The organism is Saccharothrix sp. NRRL B-16314 (genome assembly GCF_000716595.1).
GTDB lineage: Bacteria > Actinomycetota > Actinomycetes > Mycobacteriales > Pseudonocardiaceae > Actinosynnema.
Map to the genome: position 1 here is coordinate 1 of NZ_JNXC01000146.1, position 384 is coordinate 384.

The 384-nt window shown below is 69.3% G+C and carries 1 pseudogene; it reads left to right on the top strand.

Features of this window, described 5'->3' with window-relative positions:
• Positions 1-198: 198 nt before the first annotated feature.
• Positions 199-384 (top strand): annotated as a pseudogene (locus tag OQ02_RS46545) (hypothetical protein); the annotation flags it as partial.

Consider the following 384-nt stretch of genomic DNA (forward strand, 5'->3'; position numbering starts at 1 on the left):
GTGTTCCCCTGGAGCTGTTCTGGTGGATCAGTGCGTCGGCCGGCCGGTGGTTCGGGCGGGCGAGGGATCACGTGATCGATTGGTCCTTCGCAGGGAACCGTAAAGGGACGGTCAAGTCAAACCCCTTCACGGCCTCTCCACCACCCCCGAACACCCAGGCCAGAGGCGTTGTCAGTGGCGGCCTCTACCGTCGGGTACATGAATGCCATGGGGGTGCGTCGGACGGCTGATCAGGTGCTGGCACTGGCTCCTGACGAGGCGTCGCGCAGAGCGGGAAGCAGGCTCGGCACGGCCGGGCCCTGGTCGGGGACGGGCCGCGGCGACGGGGCCGTCTGGGGCCTGTGCGAGGGCAGTGGCGCCACGCCGTACCGCACGGTCGTCGAC